This window comes from Microbacterium sp. CCNWLW134 (genome assembly GCF_037083565.1).
Taxonomy (GTDB): domain Bacteria; phylum Actinomycetota; class Actinomycetes; order Actinomycetales; family Microbacteriaceae; genus Microbacterium.
Genome location: NZ_JBAOJU010000001.1, coordinates 1227745 through 1248405, shown reverse-complemented (window position 1 = coordinate 1248405; position 20661 = coordinate 1227745). Strand labels below are relative to the sequence as shown.

At 69.8% G+C, this 20661-nt stretch carries 17 protein-coding genes; 6 read left to right on the top strand and 11 right to left on the bottom strand.

The window, feature by feature from the left end; genetic code table 11:
* Window positions 1–39 precede the first annotated feature (39 nt).
* The 5 genes from dxs to dut all read right to left on the bottom strand — a co-directional run bounded on the left by dxs (window position 40) and on the right by dut (window position 6919).
* Window positions 40–1998 (bottom strand): 1-deoxy-D-xylulose-5-phosphate synthase, encoded by a 1959-nt coding sequence (gene dxs / locus V6S02_RS05895; protein ID WP_124293153.1) that lies wholly within the window; start codon window positions 1996–1998, stop codon window positions 40–42.
* 142 nt (window positions 1999–2140) lie between these two features.
* Complete coding sequence (gene acnA, locus V6S02_RS05890; protein ID WP_336400189.1) at window positions 2141–4963, bottom strand: aconitate hydratase AcnA; 2823 nt, start codon at window positions 4961–4963, stop codon at window positions 2141–2143.
* A gap of 134 nt (window positions 4964–5097) precedes the next feature.
* Window positions 5098–5877: a DUF3159 domain-containing protein gene (locus V6S02_RS05885; RefSeq protein WP_336400188.1), complete on the bottom strand. Its 780-nt coding sequence runs from the start codon at window positions 5875–5877 to the stop codon at window positions 5098–5100.
* Window positions 5874–6470, bottom strand: coding sequence for a DUF3710 domain-containing protein (locus V6S02_RS05880; protein WP_124293150.1), 597 nt, complete (start codon window positions 6468–6470; stop codon window positions 5874–5876). Before V6S02_RS05880 ends, V6S02_RS05885 begins: the two co-directional genes overlap by 4 nt.
* A complete protein-coding gene (gene dut, locus V6S02_RS05875) occupies window positions 6467–6919 on the bottom strand; it encodes a dUTP diphosphatase (protein WP_200829968.1) in 453 nt (150 codons plus the stop codon). The genes V6S02_RS05880 and dut overlap by 4 nt, the downstream gene beginning before the upstream one ends.
* An 18-nt stretch (window positions 6920–6937) precedes the next feature.
* Between dut and V6S02_RS05870 the strand changes: the two genes are divergently transcribed.
* Window positions 6938–7489: a DUF3093 domain-containing protein gene (locus tag V6S02_RS05870; RefSeq protein ID WP_336400187.1), complete on the top strand. Its 552-nt coding sequence runs from the start codon at window positions 6938–6940 to the stop codon at window positions 7487–7489.
* Here the strand turns inward: V6S02_RS05870 and V6S02_RS05865 are convergent.
* On the bottom strand, window positions 7422–7715 hold the full coding sequence (locus V6S02_RS05865) for a DUF4193 domain-containing protein (protein WP_124293148.1): 294 nt from the start codon (window positions 7713–7715) through the stop codon (window positions 7422–7424). The genes V6S02_RS05870 and V6S02_RS05865 overlap by 68 nt on opposite strands.
* A gap of 275 nt (window positions 7716–7990) precedes the next feature.
* Between V6S02_RS05865 and sepH the strand changes: the two genes are divergently transcribed.
* Entirely contained in the window at window positions 7991–9034 is a 1044-nt protein-coding gene (gene sepH, locus V6S02_RS05860; RefSeq protein ID WP_124293147.1) for a septation protein SepH, read from the top strand.
* 15 nt (window positions 9035–9049) lie between these two features.
* Here the strand turns inward: sepH and V6S02_RS05855 are convergent, their stop codons facing one another.
* The gene (locus V6S02_RS05855) at window positions 9050–10174 is read right to left on the bottom strand and encodes an alkaline phosphatase family protein (RefSeq protein WP_336400186.1); all 1125 of its coding nucleotides are present in this window, start codon (window positions 10172–10174) and stop codon (window positions 9050–9052) included.
* A gap of 61 nt (window positions 10175–10235) precedes the next feature.
* On the opposite strand from V6S02_RS05855, the gene V6S02_RS05850 reads away from it, so the two are divergent.
* Complete coding sequence (locus V6S02_RS05850; protein ID WP_124293146.1) at window positions 10236–12689, top strand: DNA gyrase/topoisomerase IV subunit A; 2454 nt, start codon at window positions 10236–10238, stop codon at window positions 12687–12689.
* 10 nt (window positions 12690–12699) lie between these two features.
* On the opposite strand, the gene V6S02_RS05845 is transcribed toward V6S02_RS05850, so the two are convergent.
* Window positions 12700–14772, bottom strand: coding sequence for a DNA gyrase/topoisomerase IV subunit B (locus V6S02_RS05845; protein WP_336400185.1), 2073 nt, complete (start codon window positions 14770–14772; stop codon window positions 12700–12702).
* A 168-nt stretch (window positions 14773–14940) separates the two neighbouring features.
* Between V6S02_RS05845 and V6S02_RS05840 the strand changes: the two genes are divergently transcribed.
* Complete coding sequence (locus V6S02_RS05840; protein WP_124293144.1) at window positions 14941–15159, top strand: DUF7455 domain-containing protein; 219 nt, start codon at window positions 14941–14943, stop codon at window positions 15157–15159.
* Window positions 15160–15162: 3 nt separating this feature from the next.
* On the opposite strand, the gene V6S02_RS05835 is transcribed toward V6S02_RS05840, so the two are convergent.
* Together V6S02_RS05835 and V6S02_RS05830 are read right to left on the bottom strand one after the other, a co-directional pair.
* A complete protein-coding gene (locus V6S02_RS05835) occupies window positions 15163–16215 on the bottom strand; it encodes an alanine racemase (protein ID WP_336400184.1) in 1053 nt (350 codons plus the stop codon).
* A complete protein-coding gene (locus V6S02_RS05830) occupies window positions 16212–16913 on the bottom strand; it encodes an alanine racemase (protein WP_336400183.1) in 702 nt (233 codons plus the stop codon). The genes V6S02_RS05835 and V6S02_RS05830 overlap by 4 nt, the downstream gene beginning before the upstream one ends.
* 48 nt (window positions 16914–16961) lie before the next feature.
* Between V6S02_RS05830 and V6S02_RS05825 the strand changes: the two genes are divergently transcribed.
* The gene (locus tag V6S02_RS05825) at window positions 16962–17987 is read left to right on the top strand and encodes a sugar-transfer associated ATP-grasp domain-containing protein (protein WP_336400182.1); all 1026 of its coding nucleotides are present in this window, start codon (window positions 16962–16964) and stop codon (window positions 17985–17987) included.
* Between the two features lie 109 nt (window positions 17988–18096).
* Window positions 18097–18648 carry an HdeD family acid-resistance protein gene (locus V6S02_RS05820; RefSeq protein ID WP_336400181.1) on the top strand — a complete coding sequence of 184 codons (552 nt, stop codon included), beginning with the start codon at window positions 18097–18099 and terminating at the stop codon, window positions 18646–18648.
* 30 nt (window positions 18649–18678) lie between these two features.
* Here the strand turns inward: V6S02_RS05820 and V6S02_RS05815 are convergent, their stop codons facing one another.
* Window positions 18679–20658: a S9 family peptidase gene (locus V6S02_RS05815; protein WP_336400180.1), complete on the bottom strand. Its 1980-nt coding sequence runs from the start codon at window positions 20656–20658 to the stop codon at window positions 18679–18681.
* Window positions 20659–20661: the final 3 nt, after the last annotated feature.

The following is a 20661-nucleotide window of genomic DNA, read 5'->3' as shown; positions in this document are numbered from 1 at the left end:
GTGCGTCCGGACGCCGGGTTCGTCAGATCCCGGCGATCATCACTTCTCCGCGTCGCTGAGCCGGGCAGGCTCGGCAAGCCAGAGCGACCCGTCGTCCCCGCTCGGACGCGCGACCGGGATGCGGGTGCCGAGTACCTGTGAGACGACGTCCTGCGCGATCTTCGCCGCGGTCAGCCCCGCATCCTCCAGAATCTGCTCCCGGCTGGCGTGGTCGATGAACTCATCAGGCAGGCCCAGCTCATCCACCGCCGTGTCGATGCCCGACTCCCGAAGCACCTGGCGAACACGCGTTCCGATTCCGCCGACGCGGATTCCGTCTTCGATGGTGATGACGAGGCGGTGAGACGCGGCGAGGTCCACGATCGAAGGCTGCACGGGAACGACCCAGCGCGGATCGATGACCGTGGCCCCGATGCCCTGTGCGCCGAGGCGATCCGCGACATCCATCGCGAGGTGTGCCATCGGCCCGATGCCGATGATGAGGACGTCCTGCGCCTCCGAGCGCGACAGGACATCGACGCCGTCCGCCAGTCGTTCGACAGCGGGCAGGTCGGGGCTGACGCTCCCCTTGGGGAAGCGGATCACCGTCGGAGCATCCTCCACCGCCACGGCCTCTCGGAACTCCTCCCGGAGCCGCTCGGCGTCGCGTGGCGCGGCGATGCGGATGTGCGGCACGATCTGGAGCATCGCCAGATCCCACATCCCGTGGTGGCTCGGTCCATCGGGACCGGTGACGCCCGCCCGGTCGAGGACGAATGTGACGCCCGCGCGGTGCAGCGCGACATCCATCATCACCTGATCGAACGCGCGGTTCATGAACGTCGCGTAGATGGCCACGACCGGATGCAGACCGCCGAATGCGAGACCCGCGGCGGATGCTGCGGCGTGCTGCTCGGCGATGCCGACGTCGTAGACGCGGTCGGGGAATCGCTGCGCGAACGGCAGCATGCCGGTCGGACGCAGCATGGCCGCGGTCATCCCGATGATCTCGGGACGCTCCTCGCCCACGGCCACGAGCTCCTCGGCGAAGACGTCGGTCCAGGCCGTTCCCGAACCGCCGCCCAGCGGCTCACCGGTCACCGGGTCGATGCGGCCCACGGCGTGGAACTGGTCGGCGACGTCGTTGCGGGCCGGCTCGTATCCTCGGCCCTTCTCGGTGATGGCGTGGACGATCACCGGTGCGCCGTGCGCCTTCGCCAGCTCGAGCGTTTCGATCATCGCCTCGAGATCGTGCCCGTCGACGGGTCCGAGGTACTTGATGTCGAGATTGGAATACAACGCCTCGTTGTTGATGAAGCGCGCGAGGAAGCCGTGGGTGCCGCCGCGGACGCCGCGGTACAGAGCGCGGGCGGCGGGCCCGAGACGGCGGAACAGGTCGGCCGAGCCGCGCGCAAGCGTCTCGTACCCCTCCGTCGTGCGGACACGGTTGAGGAATCGCGCCATCCCGCCGATCGTCGGAGCGTACGATCGTCCGTTGTCATTGACGATGATGACCAGGTTCCGGTCGTTGTCGTCCGTGATGTTGTTCAGGGCCTCCCACGTCATGCCGCCCGTGAGCGACCCGTCCCCGACGACGGCCACCACGTGACGATCCCGGCGGCCGGTGCGACTGAGCGCCCGCGAGACGCCGTCAGCCCAGCTGAGCGAGCTGGACGCATGGGAGGACTCCACGACGTCGTGGACGCTCTCGGAACGCTGCGGGTAGCCTGCCAGGCCGCCGCGCGAACGCAGCCCCGAGAAGTCCTGCCGACCGGTGAGGAGCTTGTGCACGTAGGACTGATGCCCGGTGTCGAAGATCACCGGATCCTGCGGGGAGTCGAAGACCCGGTGCAGCGCGATCGTGAGCTCCACCGCCCCCAGATTGGGTCCGAGATGCCCGCCTGTGCGGGAGACATTCTCGACCAGGAAGGCGCGGATCTCCGCGGCCAGTTCGTTGAGCTGCTCGATGCTGAGCCCGTCGAGATCACGAGGGTTCGAGATCGTGTCGAGGATCGCCACAGGTCTCCTTTCGCCGGGCGATCCGTCGTCCCCGGGTCGAGGAGACGGATGCGCGTGGTGCGAGTCTAACGCCGCCCGGGGCGGGGCGACGCGGAAGCGCCCGGCCGGTTTCGACGCCGGCCGGGCGCATGGTCCGCGGTGCTCAGACCAGGGATCGGAGCACGTACTGCAGGATCCCGCCGTTGCGGTAGTAGTCCGCCTCGCCGGGGGTGTCGATGCGCACGACGGCGTCGAACTCCACCGGCGCCTTTCCGGCATCCGAGGCGTCGGTGGGCTCGGCGATGACGCGCACGGTCCTCGGGGTGGACCCGCCGTTGAGCTGCTCGATGCCGGTGATCGTGAAGACCTCGGTGCCGTCGAGGCCCAGCGAGGATGCCGACTCCCCCGCAGGGAACTGGAGCGGGATGACGCCCATGCCGATGAGGTTCGAGCGGTGGATCCGCTCGTAGCTCTCGGCGATGACGGCGCGCACGCCCAGCAGTCGCGTGCCCTTGGCCGCCCAGTCGCGCGACGACCCCGAGCCGTACTCCTTGCCGGCCAGGATCACCAGCGGCACTCCGGCCTGCTGGTAGTTCTCCGACGCGTCGTAGATGAAGGACTGCGGCCCCCCGTCCTGGGTGAAGTCGCGGGTGAAGCCGCCCTCGACGCCGTCCAGGAGCTGGTTCCTCAGCCGGATGTTCGCGAACGTGCCGCGGATCATGACTTCGTGGTTCCCGCGGCGCGAGCCGTAGGAGTTGAAGTCCTTCTTGTCGACGCCGTGCGACTGGAGGTACTGGCCCGCCGGGCTGTCGGCCTTGATCGATCCTGCCGGCGAGATGTGGTCGGTGGTGACCGAGTCGCCGAGCTTGGCCAGCACGCGGGCCCCGGCGATGTCGCTGACCGGGTCGGGCTGCAGCGTCATGCCCTCGAAGTACGGGGGCTTGCGCACGTAGGTCGATGCGTCGTCCCACTCGAAGGTCGCACCGGTCGGTGTGGGAAGCGAGCGCCACCGCTCGTCACCCTCGAAGACCGCGCCGTACTGCTTCTCGAACATGTCGGTCGAGATCGACGAGTCGATCGTCTGCTGCACCTCGGCGGGACTCGGCCAGATGTCCTTGAGGAAGACGTCGTTGCCCTGGCTGTCGGTGCCCAGCGGGTCGGTCTCGAAGTCGAAGTTCATCGATCCCGCCAGCGCGTAGGCGATCACCAGCGGCGGGCTCGCGAGATAGTTCATCTTCACGTCGGGGTTGATGCGGCCCTCGAAGTTGCGGTTGCCTGACAGCACGGCCGTCACGGCGAGGTCGTTGTCGTTGACCGCGGCCGAGACCTCTTCGATGAGAGGCCCGGAGTTGCCGATGCAGGTGGTGCAGCCGTAGCCGACCGTGTAGAAGCCCAGGGCCTCGAGGTCGTCGGTCAGCCCCGCCTTCTCGTAGTAGTCGGTGACGACCTTCGATCCCGGGGCGAGCGTCGTCTTCACCCACGGCTTGGCCTTGAGCCCCTTCCGAGCGGCATTGCGAGCCAGGAGTCCGGCGGCGAGCATCACCGACGGGTTGGAGGTGTTCGTGCACGAGGTGATGGCGGCGATCGTGACCGCACCGTGGTCCAGCGTGTAGGAGATGCCGTCGGAGGTCGTGACCGGCGTCGGCTTGGACACCGCTGCCGGCGCGTGACTGCGGTGAGCGGCGGTCACGACGCGGTCGGAGATGTTCTCGTCGTCGGGGGTGAAGCCCACCGGGTCGGATGCCGGGAAAGTACCCTCGACGGCTTCGTCGACCCGGGTTTCCGGTCCGGCCTCGGCGTAGTCGAGGACGTCCTTCTCGAACTGCGTCTTCGCGGCCGTCAGCTCGATCCGGTCTTGCGGGCGCTTGGGTCCGGCGATCGAAGGGACGACCGTGCCGAGATCCAGCTCGAGGTACTCGCTGAAGACGGGTTCGCGCGACGGGTCGTGCCAGAGCGTCTGGGCCTTGGAGTACTCCTCCACCAGCGCGAGCTGTTCGTCGGAGCGTCCGGTGAGGCGCAGGTAGTCGACCGTCACCTCGTCGATCGGGAAGATGGCGGCGGTGGAGCCGAACTCGGGGCTCATGTTGCCGATCGTGGCACGGTTCGCCAGCGGCACGGAGGCCACGCCGTCGCCGTAGAACTCCACGAACTTCCCCACCACGCCGTGCTTGCGGAGCATGTCGGTGATGGTCAGGACGACGTCGGTCGCGGTGACCCCGGCGGGAATGCTGCCGGTGAGTTTGAATCCGACCACCTTGGGGATGAGCATCGAGACAGGCTGGCCGAGCATGGCCGCCTCGGCCTCGATGCCGCCCACGCCCCAGCCGAGCACGCCGAGGCCGTTGACCATGGTGGTGTGCGAGTCGGTCCCGACGCAGGTGTCGGGGTACGCACGCAGGCTTCCTCCGACGGTGCGGGTGTAAGTGACCTTGGCGAGGTGCTCGATGTTCACCTGATGCACGATGCCGGTCCCGGGCGGCACGACCTTGAAGTCGTCGAACGCCGTCTGGCCCCAGCGGAGGAACTGGTAGCGCTCGCCGTTGCGCTCGTACTCGATCTCGACGTTGCGCTCGAACGCGTCCGGACGGCCGAAGAGGTCGGCGATGACCGAGTGGTCGATCACGAGCTCGGCGGGAGCGAGCGGGTTGATGCGGGTGGGGTCGCCACCGAGGTCGGCCACGGCCTCGCGCATCGTGGCGAGATCGACGATGCAGGGCACGCCGGTGAAGTCCTGCATGACCACTCGGGCCGGGGTGAACTGGATCTCGGTGTCGGGTTCGGCGGTGGGCTCCCACGAACCGAGGGCCTCGATCTGCTGCTTGGTGACGTTCGCACCGTCTTCGGTGCGCAGCAGGTTCTCCAGCAGGACCTTGAGGCTGAACGGCAGCTTCTCGTATCCCGGGACCGCGTCGATGCGGAAGATCTCGTAGTCGGTGCTGCCGACCGTCAGGGTGCTCTTGGCACCGAAGCTGTCAACTGTGGACACGTCTGTCTCCTTCGTCGGCCGCGAGGACGCGAGCAGTCCCCGCATCCCCATCTTCGCTGGCCGTCGGTGTGGCGGCTAGCAAGGCGAGCCTTAGCCCGCAACGCTCAATTTATCTCGACGTCAAGATAAATGTATCACTTGGGAGCGGGGGGATAGAGGGCGCGCACCACCAGCCAGGTCACCGCGAGCAGCGGAGCGAAGAGGGGAATGCCCATCACGAGCTTGAGCGTTCCCAGCAGCGCCACCGCGCTGTCGCGCTGGCTCTCGTCCAGGGAGGACAGGTAGATGGGGAACTGCACGGCCAGACGCGCCGCGAACAGGGAGGCCCACGCGATGGTGAGCCAGAAGAACGCCCGCCGCTTGCGACGGTCCATACGCCACCGCGTCCCCTCGCCGACGAGGAAGCCCACGGCGAGCCCGATGATCGGCCATCCGACGAGTGCGGAGATCAGCAGCGCCGAACCGTAGATCGCGTTGGTGATGAAGCCGGGGATGAAGTTGTCGGAGGGGTTCCCGGTGATCAGCGCCAGTCCCGCCGCGACGCCCGCTGCGACCAGTCCGCCGATCGCCGCCGAGGGAGGCGACTTCTGCACCAGACGCACGATCGTGAACACCGCCGCGATCCCCACCGAGACCACGAGCGCCGGAATCAGCTTCTCCCGCGTATCGCCGGGCACGAGGGTGTAGGTGAGGATGAACGTCAGGCTCGGCAGGACAGATTCGAGCACTCCGCGCCAGCCGCCCATCGCCGACCAGACGACACGTCCGGTGCTGGCCTGCTGGGTGGGATCGAGACCCGCGCGCTTGGCCGCTCCCCCGAGGGCGGCGCCCAGGAGGTCGGAGGCACGCTGATCCCCGGCTCCGGGCGCGGGTTCGGGGTCGGGGGCGTGGACGCCCGTCGAGCTGTCGCTCACGCCGTACCCGGTGTGGCAGGCATGCGGAGGGGGATGAGATCGCGCGGCGGCATCGGCGACGTTCCGCGGACCACCACGATGGAGCGGAAGAGGTCCTCGATCTTCGCCGCGGCATCGACGTCGGCCGCAGCCGCCCCGCCGATCACCCCGCGCAGGAACCAACGCGGCCCGTCGACGCCGACGAAGCGGGCGATGCGCTTGCCCGCTCCCCCGTCCGGTCCTGCCACCACGGGCACCTCGGCGAGCAGCTCGGGTCCGAGCGGGCCCTCGCGCTCTTCGACGCGCCCGCCCTGCTGTCGGATCTGCTGACGGATCTGCTCGCGCGTCTCCTCCCACAGCCCCGCCGACCGGGGTGCGGCGAACGGCTGGATCTGCAGCGTCGAGTCGGCGTAGTCCAGACCTACGGCGACGATGCGCTTGGTCTGCTCCTCCACCTCCAGGCGCAGGTTCAGACCCTCCCGCGGGAGGACCTTGATGCCTCCGAGATCGATGTACGGGCGGACCGGATTGGCCTCCGCCTCGTCGAACGGCCCCTCGGTCGCCCGATCGGCAGGTGCGCTCTTGGGCGAGTTCTGCGGTGTGGCGTCGGTCATGCCGTCGCTCCGTCCTTCTGGTAGCCGGTCGAACCGAACCCCCCGGCGCCGCGGACGCTGTCGGGGAGGTCGTCGACCGGCACGAACGCGGCCCGGGTGACGGGCATCACGATGAGCTGGGCGATCCGGTCGCCGGGTGCGATCTCGAACGCGGTGTCGCGGTCGGTGTTCAGCAGGGCGACCTTGATCTCGCCGCGGTATCCCGCGTCGACGGTGCCCGGCGAGTTGACGATGGTGATGCCGTGCTTCGCGGCCAGTCCGCTGCGGGGCACCACGAAGGCGGCGAAGCCCTCCGGGAGGGCGATCCGCACGCCGGTGCCGACGAGGGCGCGCTGCCCGGGCTCCAGGCGCACGGCCTCCGCGGACACCAGATCCGCACCCGCATCGCCGGGGTGGGAGTAGGCCGGAACGTCGGGGGCGATAATGAGGACGTCCACGGTTTCAGTCACGCAACGAGGGTAATGCACATGTCAGAGCCACGCCGCAGCGGCGAGCAGGCGGTGCTCTACCGCGAAAGACTGGGTCCGAGCCTGTGGCTGCTGGTGGCCGCCGCCCTGTGCGGACCGATGGCGGCCCTGGTGTTCACTCCCGTCGATCCGACAGTCGCCCTGATCGTCGGCGCGGCGGTCGCGGCGCTCATCGTCGTCGCGCTGGTCGCCGCCTCGCCGGTGGTGGAGGTCGGCGACGGGATGCTGCGGGCCGGGCGGGCCCGCATCGAGGTGCGTCACCTCGGCGAGGCCGAGGGGTTCACCGGCGAGGAAGCCCGTCGCAAATGCGGCGTGGAGCTGCACCCCCGGGCGTGGCATCTCATCCGCGGGGGGATCGATCCGGTTGTGGTCATCCCGCTCGAAGACCCCGACGACCCGGTGCCGGTGTGGGTGGTCTCGACCCGCACGCCCGACCGCCTGATCGCTGCGATCGAGCGGGCGCGACGCGGGGACGCCGAGCCGGTTACGCCGCGCACTCCCGGCAGATCGGTCCGTCGCCGCCCTCGTGGTCCAGCTGAGAGCGGTGCTTGACCAGGAAGCAGTTCATGCAGGTGAACTCGTCCTCCTGGGGGGGAAGCACGACCACGTCCAGCTCGAGGTCGGACAGGTCGGCGCCGGGCAGTTCGAAGCCCGAGGGGTTGTCGGCGTCCTCGACGTCCACCGAACCGGACATCTTGTCGGGGACACGCTCCTTGAGCGCCTCGATCGACTCGCTGTCGTCTTCGGTCTTGCGGGGGGCGTCGTAGTCGGTTGCCATGCGGGGGGATCTCTACTTCCGGTGATTCTCGGGTGCACCTGGCCTGAACAGGCGGCCATAGTTTGCATGACCGGTGGGCATTTCGCAAATGCCGCATCCGGCGCCGCGGCGCCCGGTTCGGACGCTCTGGGCACGCCTGCGGGTGATCGGATGCCGCCCCAGGCGCGAGGGGGCGACGATCACCCACCGGAACATGCGCCACGCGCACGATATTCCCGGCCCCGGGGCGTCCCTGTGACACCATGGCGGCACTGCTGAGTCGGAGAGGCGTTCGCATGGAACAGCTCAAGGTGATCGGAACCGAGGACGACAGACTCGTCCTCGCGACCGAATCGGGCGACCGGTTCTCGCTGCCCGTCGATGAGGTGCTGCGCAACGAGCTGCGCCGCACGCGACGCGACCGCGACCACGACGGCCAGGCCGCTCGCCCCAGCCCCCGCGAGATCCAGTCGCACATCCGTGCCGGGCTGTCGACGACCGAGGTGGCGACGCTGCTGGGCTGCCGCGTGGAAGACGTGGCCCGCTTCGAAGGACCGGTGCTCGCCGAGCGCGAGCACGTCGTCGGTCAGGCTCTCGCTGTGCCGGTGCTGCTGGGCGGTCAGCTCGAGCACGACGCGCACCCCACGTTCGGAGCAGCCGTGCGCGGCAAGCTCCACGAAGCCGGCGCGGTCGGCGAACGGTGGACGAGCTGGAAGGAGCCCTCGGGATGGATCGTCAAGCTCGAGTTCACCGCCAACAGCGTCGACCATGATGCGCGGTGGAGCTTCGATCCCCGCCGCAGCACCCTCTCGCCCCTGAATGCCGACGCGATCCAGCTGTCGCGTCAGGGTTCGCTCCCCGAAGGACTGATCCCACGCCTGCGGGCCCTCGACACCGCCCCTGCCAAGGACGACTCGCGCTTCGACAGCGGCGCCTTCGGGCCCCGTCGCCCGCCGGAGGCCGACCTCGAGCACCCCGAGATCCCCGCGCCGGTCGCGCCGGCCGTCCAGCAGGCCGCGATCAAGCGGGCGACCGAACCGGCGGTCACCTCCGCGGAGACCGCCGACCTGCTCGAAGCCCTGCGTCGTCGTCGTGGCCAGCGGGAACCCCTTCCCGGCGCGGAGGAGGCGCGAGAGCGCACGACGTCATCGCAGCCCGTCGCACTCTTCGACGCCCTCGAGCCGGGGTACGGCGATGGGCCCGAGCCCTCCGACGAGAGCGTTCCGTCCGACAGGGGTCCGTCGGCGACGCAGGTCGCCGAGGCCGCGGGACGCCGCAAGGGCCGCACGTCGATGCCCTCCTGGGACGAGATCGTCTTCGGCGCACGCGGCGACGACTGACACGCGCGGCACCGCTCAGGCGAACGCGCCGAGGCGGATGAGCGGAACGATCCGCTCGGCGTCGGTGAGCGAGCCGTGCTGGCCCACCATCTGCTGACCGGTGCGTTCGGCGTCCCGGTCGTCGTAGTACGCCGTGGCCCCGCGCGCGGCGACGAGGACGTCGCCGATGCGCGGCCGCACGACGGGATCGACGTCACCGAACAGGCCGCTCGCGACAGCCTCGTCCCTCGTGAGGACCCACGCGTGAGGGGACTCCGCTGCCCGCCACGCGTCGGCGACGTCATCGGCGGTCCCCGGGTCGGCGTACAGATGAAGCATCCGGGGTTCGCCGCCGATCTGTGCCACACCCTCCAGCAGCGGGCTCCCCTCGACCAGAAGGCGATGCCGGTGCCGGGGAACGTCGACCATCCCGTGGTCGGCGGTGACGATCGCCCCCACATCGCCCGGCAGCGCTCCGCCGAGCCGCGCGAGCGCGGCGTCGACCTCCTCCAGCCCGATCGTCCACTCGTCGGATTCCCATCCGCGACGATGTCCGATCCCGTCGAGCTCCGGTGTGTAGAGATAGATGAGGGCGCCCGGATGCCGGGCCGCAAGGTCGACGGCGAGGTCGACCCGGTCGGAGAAGTACTCGGCCGGGACCGCCACCGCACCGCGCAGCGTCGCCTCGGTGAACCCCGTGCCGGTGTACTCGGGCTTGGAGACGAAGAACGTCGGCCGGCCGGCTTCGGCTTCCCGGCCGAAGAGAGGCGCAGCGCGCTGCCAGCTCACCGGCAGTCCGTGCGTGTCCCACCCACGGAGCTGATTGAGAACCTCGCCGGTGTTGGGGACGAAGGCGCGGTAGCCGACGATGCCGTGGGTACCCGGCTCGGTCCCCGTCAGCAGACTCGTGAGCGCAGCGGCGGTGGTGGTGGGGAACACGGTCCGCGCGACATCCTTCTTCGACATCGCCGCCGCGAGATACCGCGCGTGACCGCTGCGGGCTCGCAGATTGTGGGCTCCGAGGCCGTCGACCACGCAGACGATCGCGCTTCGCGCGGGGGCCCACTGGTCGGATGCGCCCCTGAGCGCCGCGATCAACTCCGGCACGACGCCGGTGAGGCGCCGGGCACCGGGCGGGTCCGACGGTAGGCTGACGGTCACCCGGGCCAGTCTGGCACACCCCGCCGGCGGCTCCCCCGCTCCGTCTTGGAACCCCATCGCCATGCCCGCATCACCCGCTGACACCACGCCCACCGAACGCATCGAGGACGTCGACGTCTCCGTCGAGATGCAGGGGTCGTTCCTCGAGTACGCCTACTCCGTCATCTACTCCCGCGCCCTGCCCGACGCCCGCGACGGATTGAAGCCCGTGCAGCGCCGCATCCTCTTCCAGATGGCCGACATGGGGCTTCGGCCCGATCGCGGGCACGTCAAGAGCGCGCGGGTCGTCGGCGAGGTGATGGGGAAACTCCACCCGCACGGCGACGCTCCGATCTACGACGCCCTCGTGCGCCTGGCCCAGCCCTTCTCGCTGCGGGTGCCTCTGGTCGACGGGCACGGCAACTTCGGCTCGCTCGACGACGGACCCGCGGCTCCGCGGTACACCGAGGCCCGCCTGGCTCCCCCGGCCCTGGCGATGACCGCAGACCTCGATGAAGACGTCGTGGACTTCATCCCCAACTACGACGGCCAGTTCCAGCAGCCGGAGGTGCTTCCGGCTGCGTTTCCCAACCTGCTCGTCAACGGCGCATCGGGCATCGCGGTGGGGATGGCCACCAACATGGCCCCGCACAACCTCATCGAGGTCGTCGCCGCCGCCGTGCACCTGCTCGAGAACCCCGAGGCGACCCTCGAAGAGCTGATGGAGTTCGTCCCCGGCCCCGACCTGCCCTCCGGCGGGATCATCGTCGGGCTCGACGGCATCCGCGACGCTTATGCCGCGGGACGCGGGTCGTTCCGCACCCGGGCGAAGGTGTCGATCGAAAGCCTCGGTCCGCGCCGGACGGGACTCGTCGTCACCGAGCTGCCGTATCTCGTGGGTCCGGAGCGCGTGATCGAGAAGATCAAGGACGCCGTCACGAGCAAGAAGCTCACGGGCATCTCCGACGTCACCGATCTCAGCGACCGTACGAAGGGTCTGCGTCTGGTCATCGGCGTGAAGACCGGGTTCGACCCGAACGCCGTCCTCGAGCAGCTGTACCGTTTGACGCCGCTGGAGGACTCCTTCGGCATCAACAACGTCGCCCTCGTCGACGGCCAGCCGAAGACGCTCGGGCTGCGCGAGATGCTCCGGGTGTACCTGGACCACCGCATCCGCGTGATCACGCGACGGAGCGAGTATCGCCTTGCGCGCCGCCGCGAACGCCTCCACCTCGTCGAAGGTCTCCTCATCGCGATCCTCGACATCGACGAGGTCATCCAGGTGATCCGCACCTCCGACGACGGGGAGCAGGCGCGTGGCCGGCTCATGGACGTCTTCGACCTCACCCAGGTGCAGGCCGAGTACATCCTGGAGCTGCGCCTGCGGCGCTTGACGAAGTTCTCACGCATCGAGTTGGAAGCCGAACGCGACGCCCTGAAGGCCGAGATCGACGCCCTCGTCGAGCTGTTGGGCGACCCGGCCTTGCTCCGGGCCCAGGTCGCCGCCGAGCTGGACGCCACCGCCGAAGCGCTCGGCACCCCACGGCGGACCCTGCTGCTGAACGGCGGTCCGGTCGCGGCACGGTCGTCGAAGTCGGCGGGTCCGGTCGACCTCCAGATCGCCGACGCGCCCTGCCGGGTCTTCCTCTCCGCGACGGGACGCATGGTGCGCGCCGAGCGGACGCCGGAGGCACCGGGCGGCGGTATCGTCGCACCGGCCCGCCGATCGAAGCACGACGCTGTGCGTTCCGCGGTCGACACCACGACGCGCGGGGACGTGGGAGCGGTCACCACCGCAGGACGCCTCGTCCGCTTCTCGCCGGTCGACCTGCCCTCCGTTCCGGGGAACTCGGTGCAGTTGTCGGCGGGGACCCGCGCCGACCAGTACCTCGGGCTCACCGGCGGCGAGCATGTGGTCGCCCTCGTCCCCCTCGCGTCCGATCCGCCCATCGCACTCGGCACCGCCCAGGGCGTGGTCAAGCGGGTCGCCGCCTCCGAGCTCGCGGGCAAGCACGACGTCGCGATCATCTCCCTCAAGGACGGTGACCGCGTCGTCGGGGCCGCCCTCGCGCCCGACGGAGCGGAGCTGGTGTTCGTCGCCGCGGACGCGCAGCTGCTGCGCTTCGACGCGTCGTCCGTCCGACCCCAGGGCCGTGCCGCCGGTGGGATGGCCGGGATCAGGCTGGCCACAGGAGTGGAGGCGATCGGGTTCTTCGTCGTCGGCGGCTCGGCCTTCGACGCCGTGGTGGTCACCGTCGCGGGCGCCTCCACAGCACTGGCAGGCACCGACTCCGGATCGGCCAAGGTCTCGGCCTTCACGGAGTACCCCGCCAAGGGACGCGGCACCGGCGGGGTGCGGGCGCACCGCTTCCTCCGGGGCGAGGACGCCTTGAGCCTGGCCTGGGTCGGTTCCGACCCCCGGGCGGTCGGTCCCGACGGTGCGGTTCGACAGCTGCCGGCGCCGGGTGCACGACGCGACGCGTCGGGAACGCCGCTCGACGGTGTCGTCGGAGCGGTCGGCACCGTCGTGCGCTGAGGGACGCCGGTCAGGCGTCGATGCGCTCCCGCGACAGCCGGTCGCTGGAGTCGACGATGAACTCGCGACGGGGGGCGACGTCGGTACCCATCAGGAGTTCGAAAACACGAGAGGCCGCCTCGGCGTCCTGCACGCGCACCCTTCGAAGCGTCCGTCCGCCCCGATCCATCGTCGTGGTCGCGAGCTGGTCGGCGTCCATCTCACCGAGACCCTTGTACCGCTGCACCGGCTCCTGCCAACGCCTCCCCGCCTTGGTGAGCTTGGTGAGCAGGGTGTGCAGCTCCTGTTCGCTGAAGGTGTAGATCGTCTCGTTGGGCTTGGTCCCGGGATGCATCACGATGACCCGGTGAAGGGGCGGGACGGCGGCGAACACCCGTCCGGCCTCGACGAGCGGACGCATGTAGCGGAAGAACAGGGTCAGCAGGAGGGTACGGATGTGCGCGCCGTCCACGTCGGCATCGCTCATCAGGATGACCTTGCCGTAGCGCGCGGCGTCGAGGTCGAACGACCGGCCCGAGCCCGCACCGATCACCTGGATGATCGATGCGCACTCGGCGTTGGACAGCATGTCGCTGATCGACGCCTTCTGAACATTCAGGATCTTCCCGCGGATCGGCAGCAAGGCCTGGTATTCGCTGTTGCGCGCCAGCTTGGCCGTGCCGAGCGCCGAATCGCCCTCGACGATGAAGAGCTCTGATTCGGCGACGTCGTTGGTGCGGCAGTCGGCCAGCTTGGCCGGCAGAGACGACGACTCCAGGGCATTCTTCCGACGCTGCGTCTCTTTGTGCGTGCGCGCCGAGATGCGCGCCTTCATCTCCGAGACGACCTTGTCCAAGAGCAGCGACGTCTGCGCCTTGTCGTCGCGTTTGGTGGAAGAGAAGCGCGCGGTGAGCTCCTTCGTGACGACCTGGGCCACGATCTGACGGACGGCCGGGGTGCCCAGCACCTCTTTCGTCTGGCCCTCGAACTGGGGCTCGGGCAGCCGGACGGTCATCACCGTGGTGAGGCCGGCGAGGATGTCATCCTTCTCGATCTTGTCGTTGCCCACCTTCAGCCGGCGAGCGTTCTGTTCCACCTGTGCGCGCAGCACCTTCATCAGTCCCTGCTCGAACCCCTGCTGATGGGTGCCGCCCTTCGGAGTGGCGATGATGTTGACGAAGGAGCGGGCGACGGTGTCGTAGCCGATGCCCCACCGCAGCGCGATGTCGACCTCGCAGGTGCGCTCGACCTCGGTGGGGATCATCGCGCCGGTGGGCTGCAGCACGGGGACGGTCTCGATGAAGACCCCGGTACCGGTCAACCGCCACACGTCGGTGACACCGGCGTCAGGGGCGAGGAACTCCACGAACTCCGAGATGCCGCCCTCGAAGCGGTAGGACGTCTCGACCGGCTCGCCTGCGCGCTCGTCACGCACGACGATCTGCAGACCGGGGACGAGGAACGCCGTCTGCCGGACCCGCTGCTCGAGCTCCTCGAAGGAGAACGCGGCATCGCGGGTGAAGATCTGCCGATCGGCCCAGTAGCGGATGCGCGTTCCCGTCGCCCCGCGCGGCGCCTTGCCGACCACGCGCAGCTCGCTGCTGTCCTCGAAGGGGGTGAACGGCGAGTCCGGACCCGGGCCCGCGAACACCCCCGGCTCGCCGCGGTGGAACGACATCGCATAGGTCTTGCCCCCGCGGTCGACCTCGACGTCGAGGCGCTCGGAGAGGGCGTTGACGACGGAGGCACCCACGCCGTGCAGACCTCCCGACGCGGCGTACGACCCCCCGCCGAACTTGCCGCCGGCGTGCAGCTTGGTGAAGACGACCTCCACGCCTGTGAGCCCGGTGCGGGGCTCGACGTCGACCGGAATGCCGCGGGCGCGGTCGCGGACCTCGACGCTGCCGTCGGCGTGGAGGACGACGTCGATGTGATCTCCGTGACCACCGAGCGCCTCATCGACGGCGTTGTCGATGATCTCCCAGAGGCAGTGCATGAGGCCGCGGGCATCGGTCGAGCCGATGTACATGCCCGGACGTTTGCGGACGGCCTCGAGCCCTTCGAGCACCTGCAGGTGATGGGCGGAATACTCAGCGGCGGTCACAATCTCCAAGGCTAACCGGGGGTTCCGCCCCGGCCTTGCACAGACACGACCGTCGGGCGCCGCCGTACGCGCTCAGCGAACGGCCATCGGATCGCGGCATGACCGTCAGCGTGCCGTGGTTGTATGTGGGGACCACGCCGAGAGTCACAATCCCGAGGAGGCACCGCGATGACACTTTCGACACCCTCTGAGACGGCCGTCCTCGAATACCGCCTGACCGCGGTGGACCGCTGCGATTCCTGCGGAGCTCAGGCCTACATCGCCGCCGAGGTGAACGGCAGCGAGCTGCTGTTCTGCGCTCACCACGGCCGCAAGTACGAAGAGAAGCTCCGTGCCGTGGCCACCTCCTGGCACGACGAGACCGCACGCCTCAGCGGCGACGACTGACGATCACCGCACGCCCCGGTACTGCCGGGGTACCAGCGGCGAGACCCGGACCGCGACCTCTTCGCCGATCGAATCGATCGTCTCGGCGAGCGAGGTCGCGGTCTCCTCGTTGCGGCCGGCGTCGCCGTACACGACCACCCGGTCACCGGTGTCGGCCCCCGGCCATGCGGCGACCTCCGACATCGCCCCGGCGACGGTGAGGAGCCGGCGCGGCCCGGCGGGCGTCGCGACATCGGCCCGCGACGCCAGGGTGCTGAACAGCCCGTCGCGCGCACCCACGCCGATGCGCACCACGGCGCCGGCCACCTCGACGACGGGCGCCACCCAGCGGGCGATGGGCTTCACTCCGAGCTCGGCCTCGTCGGGCCCGCCCGCGGGACGGATGCCGTAGCAGAACGCCCCGACCCGGGCGATGTCGTAACGGAACTCCGGTCGGGCGAACGCCGCGGCGCTGGCTGCGAGGTGGCGCCAGCGGGGACGGAGCCCCGCGGTCTCCGCGGTCCGCAGAGCCTGTTCGAACCGGTCCCGCGCGATGTCGTCGTCCTCGTCGGATGCTTCGGCGATGTGGCTCCAGATCCCCTCGACGACGAGGCTCCCCGCGCGTTCGGCGGCCGCGGCGATCGAGACGAACTCCGACCACTCCTCCGGCCGGACGCCGTTGCGGCGCAGCCCTGTATCGATCTTGAGATGAACCCGTGCGGGGCGCGGGCCCCCGCGCCGAGCGGCGATGTCGTCGAGGAGTCGGCGATCGCCCACCCCGATGTCGAGGTCCAGTTCGATCGCGGCAGCGACCTGCTCGGGCGTATCGGCGATCCACACGAAGATGCGCGCGTCCCCGCCCGCTCCTGTTCGCACCCGCGCGCCCGTCACGAGGTCAAAGGCTCCGAACCAGCGGACACCCTCCCGTCGCGCACGGGCGACCACGGCGTCCACGCCGTGCCCGTACGCATCGTTCTTGACCACGAGCATGAGCTCGGCGGGCGCGATCGCCGCGCGGACCCGAGCGAGGTTCATCGCGAACAGGTCGAGGTCGACTTCGAGGACCGATCCGGTCATGCCGCCTCCCGACGAGCGCGAACACCGACGATCGCGAGGATCTCACCGGCGTCCAGTCCCGTCGCCGCCGTCCACCGCCCCAGCGACGGCTCCCCCCGATCGGGATCGCCGAAGAACACCGCCGGCGCTCCCGGAGGAACGACGGCCCGCGGCCCCAGGTCGACCACGCAGACGTCCATCGCCACCCGACCGACGACGGGCGCATCGCGCCCCTCGACGCGGACGGCCACCCTGTTGCCGAGATGGCGCACCACACCCTGCCCGTAGCCGCCGCTGACGAGGGCGACGGTGGTGTCCGACGGGGCCCGGAAGGTGTACCCGTAGGAGACACCCTCCCCTTCCCGCAGGAGCTTGGTCGCGATCACCCGGCCCGTGAGCGCCATGACGGGCCGACCGGGTGATCCGGGGAGGCCGAACAGCCACGCGCCCGCGAGCGCGGCGTCTCCCCCGCTCTCCGCCCACGCCATGCCCGCCGATGACACCGCGCGCTCGACGATGTCGGCACCGTGACCCCAGGCGTCGGCATCGAGGACGTCGCGATCGACCACGAGGAGCCCGGCGTCGCGGGCGATCCGAAGGTTGTGCGCAAGGGCGGAGCCTCGGATGAGGGCCACGGGCCGGGGGTCCAGCTGCGCCGCGACGGGGGCGGCGGCGCCCCGTGAGGACTCGGCAGTCGGACGCAGAGGATCCACCGACATCACCCCTCTAGACTATCCGGGTCCGTCGTCCCCGACTCGAAAGTCCCCATGCCCTCGACCGGTCTCGGCCTCTCCTCCCGCCTTCGCTACCTCGCCTACCGCGCGCGGAGGATCAACGTGGGCTCGGTGTGGGAGCGGGCCAGGGAAGCCTCCGCGCAGCACGGCAAGTGGACGCCCGCCATCGTGGTGGACATGCTCTTCTCCGCGGGGTTCCGTCAGGTGGGCTTCCAGGACTACATCGACTACGACTTCGCGATCCTGACCCGTCGTGAGCGGGCGACGTTCATGACGCACCCCTTCTCCAATCAGCTGTCGCAGCGCTTCGACCACCCCGACTTCCGCCACCTGTTCCAGGACAAGATCGAGTTCGACCGCGCTTTCTCCGAGCACCTGCACCGGGAGTGGATGGTGGTCGAACCCGACAACGCCGACGAGGTCCGCGCCTTCACCGAGCGCCACGGGACCATCGTCACCAAGGAACCGATCGGTCAGGCCGGAACCGGCGTCCACAGGTACCACGCCGCCGACGTCGACGACTGGACAGCATTCCACCACGGGCTTCACGACCGGGGCGAGCTCCTCATCGAAGAGGTCATCGTGCAGCATCCCGACCTCGCCGCGGTCTGCCCGGGGACGGTGAACACCACGCGTGTGACGGCGTTCTTCGACGGGGAGCGCACCCTCATCCTCGCGATCGCGCAGAAGTTCGGTCGCGGCGCGGTCAGCGACCAGATGTCGTTCGGCGGCTTCTACACGATGCTCGACGACGACGGTCGCGCCGTGGGTCCCGGCTACGACTCGCACGGCCACGTGCACATCACCCATCCGGACTCCGGATTCCGGATCGCCGATTTCCAGCTGCCGATGATGGCCGAGGTCGTCGCGTTCGTCGACCGCGTCGCCCGCGTCGTCCCTCAGGTGCAGTACGTCGGATGGGACATCGTGGTGACCCCCACCGGTCCGGTGCTGGTCGAGGGGAACTGGGGAGCCGGCGTGTACGAGAACAAGCCGAGCGTCACCGGCATCCGCACCGGACACAAGGCCCGCTATCTGGCCGCGACCGGGCTGGGCTGACGAAGACGGGAAGCCGCGAACCCCACGGCCTGTCGCCGTTCCCCTGAGCCCGTCCCGGGTCTACAGTGAGAGCGCAGTCTCTCAGCAAATGCTCAGAAAGGGTTCGGTCATGTCCACCGGCACCGGGGAGAAGTCCCTCACCAGCACCGTCCGGGTCGCCCTCGGCATCGTCGGCGCGATCGCGCTGATCTTCGGTCTGCTCATCCTCATCTGGCCGCAGAAGGCGTTCGGCGTCGTCACCTTCCTGCTCGCCATCTACGCCATCATCGCCGGACTGGTCTACATCGGCCTCGGTGCGTTCTCGCGGGAGCGAGGCGGCTGGTCGAGAATCGGCTACATCGTCCTCGGCGTGCTGTTCGTCATCGCCGGCGTCATGGCCTTCCTCAACTTCGGTGCGGCCACCGACTGGCTGCTCCTTCTCGTCGGGCTCATGATCGGCATCACGTGGGTGGTCGAGGGGATCGTCTCGCTCTCCACCCTGTCGGACGCGTCGTCGAAGGGCTGGACGATCTTCTTCGCGATCATCAGCATCGTCGCCGGCGTCGTGGTGATGTTCGCCCCCATCTGGGGCGCCCTCATCGTCTGGCTGTTCTTCGGCGTCTCGCTGGTGATCCTGGGCATCATCCAGATCATCCGCGCCCTGCGCTTCGGTCGCGTCTGACCGGAACGGCGCGTCACCTGCCCGGCGCGTTCAGGCGACGGGCAGGTGACGCGCCCACCACTCCAGCACCGCGTCGAAGCGTTCGACGCGGTGGCGGGGCCGGCCGCTCCGGGTGAGCTCGTGGTTCTCGCCGGGGAAGAGCAGCATCTCGCTCGGAACCCCCGCACGCGTGAGCGCCGAGTAGTAGCGCGTCGCCTGCTCCAGCGGGCACCGATGGTCTTCCTCGGCGTGCATCACGAGGGTGGGCGTGCGCACCTGCCCGACGACCGCCATGGGACTCTGCGCGGCGATGAGCTCGGGGTCGACGCCGACGTATTCGTCGCCGAAGAACGAGCCGATGTCGCTCGTCCCCTGGAACGACGTCGGCTCGAGGAAGCCGCGCTCGACGATCGCTCCGCGGAATCTGTGGTCGTGCGCGATGATCCACGCGGTGAGGTAACCGCCGTACGAGCCGCCCATGATGCCGAGTCGCCCGGCATCGAGAGTCGGATCGTACTCCAGCGCGCCGTCGAGGAAATCGATGACGTCGTGATGGTCGAGCGTCCCCATCGCCTGGCGGATGGCGCGACCGTGCGCGCGGCCGTAGCCGGCAGACCCGCGCGGGTTGCAGTAGACCACGGCGTAGCCCGCGTCGACGAGGACCTGGGTCTCGTCGAAGAGATGGACGCCATAGCTGGCGTAGGGTCCCCCGTGGATCTGGAGGACGACGGGGAAGGGCCCGTCCCCGTCGGGCCGGGCGACCCAGCCGTGCACCGGGTAGCCGTCGCGACCGCGAACGGTCAGCTCGCGCGGCTCGACGATTCCCGCTGCGGCCGCGGAGGCTCCGAACGCGGTCAGCACGCGGGGCTCACCGGGCCCGGCGAGGACCATCTCGCCGAACGAGTCGGGGGTGGCGACGGCGGCGACGATGACGGAGCCGGATGCCGCATGACCGAGCACCTCGCGGTCGCCGTCGATGACCGTGGCGGCCGATCCGTCGCGGGCGACGCGGAGGAGCCGGACGCGCCCGCGGCGCCGATCCTGAACGAGGACGTCGTCGCCGATCGGGGTGAGGTGACTTCCGACCTCGCCCAGGTCGATCGTCTCGGGATCGGTGAGGACTCGGGCCTCCCCCGCGGCGATCACGAACAGCGCGGTGCCGGGCGCGACGAAGTCCGTTCCCGCGGAGCCCACGTCGGAGGCGAGGGCGGCCACCGTGCCGTCGTCCGCGACGGCAAGACCCGTCACCGACAGGTTCGCATCGGTTCCGAGCACCTCGCGGCGCCCGGAGCCGTCGAGGTGATGCGCGATGACGGGGGTGCGCAGGTCTCGACGGTCGACTTCGATCCGATCGGGAACGGCCAGCACCTCCTCGCCCGCCACCGCCAGGGTCGACCAGCTGAGGTCGCCGTCGGTGAGCGCACGCGGGGTCGCGCCGATCACGGTCGGGCGCGCTGCTACATCCTCGTCGCGCACGGCGGGCGCGGGGTCGTAGAACGGCTCGCTGTCGACCTCCGGCGCGGCGATCACGAAGATCTGCGCCGGACGGTCGGCGAGGTAGCCGAGACCGTTCGCGTTCCAGCGCACACCGGTGATCCGCCGAGGCGCCTCGGCCGCGGCATCCAATCCTTCGACGGTGCCGTACCGTCCGTCCTCGGGCATCCGTGCGGTGTAGACCAGGGAGCGGCCGTCCGTCGTCCAGACGACCTCGCCGACCCCGAGCGGGGCATCGGTGGCCTGCACCGGCTCGCCCCCGGCCGGGGCGACCACGAAGACCTGTGAGCGACCCCGGGCATCCGGCCGGAGGAACGCCAAGCGCGTGTCATCGGGCGAGAGCACTGGGGCCGTGTCGAGAACGCCACGCGTGAGCCGGCGCGGAGCACCGTCGGGCAGGTCGATCCGCCACAGCTGACCGACCGTCCGGTTGGCCGGGAGGTCGGGACGGCTGACGGAGAAGACCGCGAACCCGCCCTGCGACGAGAGTGCGGGCCGCCCGACCCCGAGGAGCTTCTGGATGTCGGTGGGGCCCACGGT

Coding starts and splice junctions, on each gene's coding strand:
- V6S02_RS05835 (WP_336400184.1), bottom strand. CDS start 16,215: ATGACCGGATCGGTCCTCGAAGTCGACCTCGACCTGTTCGCGATGAAC.
- V6S02_RS05850 (WP_124293146.1), top strand. CDS start 10,236: ATGCCCGCATCACCCGCTGACACCACGCCCACCGAACGCATCGAGGAC.
- sepH (WP_124293147.1), top strand. CDS start 7,991: ATGGAACAGCTCAAGGTGATCGGAACCGAGGACGACAGACTCGTCCTC.
- V6S02_RS05840 (WP_124293144.1), top strand. CDS start 14,941: ATGACACTTTCGACACCCTCTGAGACGGCCGTCCTCGAATACCGCCTG.
- V6S02_RS05880 (WP_124293150.1), bottom strand. CDS start 6,470: ATGACCGACGCCACACCGCAGAACTCGCCCAAGAGCGCACCTGCCGAT.
- V6S02_RS05830 (WP_336400183.1), bottom strand. CDS start 16,913: ATGTCGGTGGATCCTCTGCGTCCGACTGCCGAGTCCTCACGGGGCGCC.
- V6S02_RS05870 (WP_336400187.1), top strand. CDS start 6,938: ATGTCAGAGCCACGCCGCAGCGGCGAGCAGGCGGTGCTCTACCGCGAA.
- V6S02_RS05820 (WP_336400181.1), top strand. CDS start 18,097: ATGTCCACCGGCACCGGGGAGAAGTCCCTCACCAGCACCGTCCGGGTC.
- V6S02_RS05865 (WP_124293148.1), bottom strand. CDS start 7,715: ATGGCAACCGACTACGACGCCCCCCGCAAGACCGAAGACGACAGCGAG.
- V6S02_RS05825 (WP_336400182.1), top strand. CDS start 16,962: ATGCCCTCGACCGGTCTCGGCCTCTCCTCCCGCCTTCGCTACCTCGCC.